Annotated in this window: 3 protein-coding genes; all 3 read left to right on the forward strand. The window is 68.4% G+C overall.

Annotated features, from left to right (window positions below; translation table 11 throughout):
- Window positions 1–131: 131 nt before the first annotated feature.
- Window positions 132–1,691, forward strand: a complete 1,560-nt coding sequence (locus tag AB1578_23160) for a Gfo/Idh/MocA family oxidoreductase (protein ID MEW6490798.1) — start codon at window positions 132–134, stop codon at window positions 1,689–1,691.
- A 14-nt stretch (window positions 1,692–1,705) separates the two neighbouring features.
- Window positions 1,706–2,038 carry a hypothetical protein gene (locus AB1578_23165; GenBank protein ID MEW6490799.1) on the forward strand — a complete coding sequence of 111 codons (333 nt, stop codon included), beginning with the start codon at window positions 1,706–1,708 and terminating at the stop codon, window positions 2,036–2,038.
- 2 nt (window positions 2,039–2,040) lie between these two features.
- The coding region (locus AB1578_23170) for a DegT/DnrJ/EryC1/StrS family aminotransferase (protein MEW6490800.1) at window positions 2,041–2,973 on the forward strand (933 nt) is incomplete at its 3' end.

Here is a 2,973-nt window from a genome sequence, read left to right on the forward strand (position 1 = left end):
GGGGACCACCGCGACCCCCTCGCGGGCGCACGCCGTGCGCCCCTACGCGCCCAGACCCCGGGGTTCAGTCCCCCGCAGGTCGACCCACACGATCCGGAAGAGTGCCCAAACCCCCCAACGAAAGGAATCCCGTGAGCGCACCGCATCTGGCCGTCGTGGGCGGCGGCTACTGGGGCAAGAACCTCGTCCGCAACTTCCACGCCCTGGGGGCGCTTCGCCTGGTGTGCGACGCCGACCCGGCGCGGCTCGAGGGCTTTCGCCGCGACACCGGCGTGGAGACCTGCCTGAGCTTCGCCGACGTCCTGTCCCACCCCGACGTGCGGGCCGTTGCCGTGGCCACCCCCGCCGAGGCCCACGCCGCCATGGTGCGGGAGGCGCTGCTCGCGGGCAAGGACGTGTTCGTCGAGAAGCCGCTCGCCCTCACCCACGAGGCCGGGCGCGAGCTCGTGGACCTGGCCGCCCGCCGAGGGCGCATCCTCATGGTGGGGCACCTGCTCCACTACCACGGCGCCGTGCGGCGGCTCCAGGAGCTCGTGCGCGCCGGCGACCTCGGGCGGGTGCGCTACATCTACTCGAACCGCCTGAACCTGGGGAAGATCCGGCGCGAAGAGAACATCCTGTGGTCGTTTGCGCCCCACGACGTGAGCGTCATCCTGGCCCTGGCCCAGGAGGCCCCCGAGAGCCTGGCCTGCCAGGGGGGCGCCTACCTCCACGCCAAGATCGCCGACGTCACCGTCTCGTCCCTCTCCTTTGCCTCGGGGCTGCGGGCGCACATCTTCGTCTCCTGGCTCCACCCCTACAAGGAGCAGAAGCTCATCGTGGTGGGCGACCAGAAGATGGCGGTCTTCGACGACATGGAGCCCGTCGAGAAGCTCCGGCTCTACCCCCACGCCATCGAGTGGAAGGAGGGGCTCCCCGTGCCGGTCAAGGCCGCGGCCGAGGCGGTGGACTTCGACCGCGCCGAGCCCCTGCGGGAGGAGTGCCGCCACTTCCTCGAGTGCGTGGAGACCCGCGCCGTGCCGCGCACCGACGGCGAAGAGGGGCTGCGGGTTCTCAGGGTGCTCCAGTCCCTGCAGACGAGCCTCGACCGGGGCGGCGCCACCGTCACCCTGCGCCCGCCCGCGGCGCGAAACTACTTCGTCCACCCCACTGCGGTGGTCGACGAGCCCTCCGAGATCGGCGAAGGAACCCGGATCTGGCACTTTGTCCACGTGTCCGCTGGGTGTATCCTGGGCGAGGGGTGCAACCTGGGCCAGAACGTGTTCGTGGCCCCCAAGGTGCGCATCGGCAAGAACGCCAAGATCCAGAACAACGTGAGCATCTACGAGGGGGTCGAGCTCGGCGACGACGTCTTCTGCGGGCCGTCCATGGTCTTCACCAACGTGCTCAACCCCCGAAGCCACGTCTCCCGCAAGAACGAGTACCGCCCGACCCGGGTGGGCCGGGGCGCCACCTTCGGCGCCAACTGCACCGTGGTGTGCGGGCACGACGTGGGCGAGTACGCCTTCATCGGCGCGGGCGCCGTGGTGACGAAAGATGTGCCCGCCTACGCCCTCATGGTGGGAAACCCCGCCCGCCAGCTCGGCTGGATGTGCCAGTGCGGCGAGCGCCTCCCCGAAGGGCTCTCCTGCAGCGCCTGCGGCGCGCGGTACCGCCTGGAGGGGGAAAAGCTCGTGGGCGACCAAGCGTGAGGAGAGAGACGACCATGCAGCTCGAAGCCATGTACAAGAAGGGCCGATTGGAGTTCGTGTCTCCCGTGCGGTTCGTGCGAGAGCAGTTCCCGGTCCGGGTGGAGGTGCCGGAGGACGCTCTCGCCCCGGGGAAGGGGCCGCACGAGGCGGCGCTGGCAGGCGAGGGCGCGGGGGCTCCGAAACCTGCGTACGAGCTTTCGCCCGAGGCGCGGGCTCTTGCCGAGGCGATGACGGCGGAACTGGACGAGATCCGTCGAGCGCCAATACCACCGGATGAGGAGTTCCCGCCCCTAAGCCCAAAACAACTCGAGCGGATGGCTGCCTTCGCTCTTCGCGAGGATCGTTAGAGATGGACCTGCTGCTCGACGTCAACGTGGCAGTCGATATCTGCACCAAGCGGGAGCCATTCTTCACCTTGTCCCGGGATTCGGTTGCAGTCTGCCGTGCGAATGGGGGCAAGATCTGGTTGTACGCAGGCAGCGTGCAAACCCTCGAATACGTCGTCCGCGCGCAGTTGGTGGATCAGCACCTCAGTCGCGGCAAGCCCCTCAGCAGCAGTCAGTCCCTCTATCTGGCCCGAAGGCTCTTGCAGCGTTTCTGTCGGGGCAAGCACTGGTTGGCCGCGTTGGCTGGCGAGTGCCCGGTTTTCGAAAGCCCCGACCCCGAAGACGAGCAACTGGTCCGCGCACTGGGGCGTTTCGCGCCTGGTGCCGTCAAGCTGCTGACCCGCGATCGACAGCTCTGCGAACGGTATCCAGAGTTGACCATTACGCCGCACCAGTACCTGCAAACCCAGTTTCGTCCCAAGGGCATAGAGTTTGTCGACCTCAAGACCCAACAAGACGCGACGCGCCCCCACCTGGAGCAGCGAGTCCACCGGGTTCTCCACCACGGCCAGTACATCATGGGCCCCGAGGTGCGCGAGCTGGAGCAGAAGCTGGCCGCGTACGTCGGCGTCAAGCACGCCATCGGGTGCAGCTCGGGCACCGACGCCCTGCTCCTGCCCCTGCTCGCGCGGGGCATCGGCCCCGGCGACGCGGTCTTCACCACGCCCTTCACCTTCATCGCCACTGCCGAGGTGATCTCGCTCCTGGGCGCCACCCCGGTCTTCGTCGACATCGACCCCCTCACCTACAACATCGATCCCAAGCAGTTGGACAAGGCCATCCGCGCCGTCAAAGCCAACGCCCCGACCCTCCACCCCCTCCCAACCCGGAACCGGGAACCGGGAACCGGGAACGCGCCCCTCCCAACCGGGAACCGGGAACCGGGAACCGGGAAC

This window comes from Thermodesulfobacteriota bacterium (assembly GCA_040756475.1).
Lineage (GTDB): Bacteria > Desulfobacterota > Deferrisomatia > Deferrisomatales > JACRMM01 > JBFLZB01.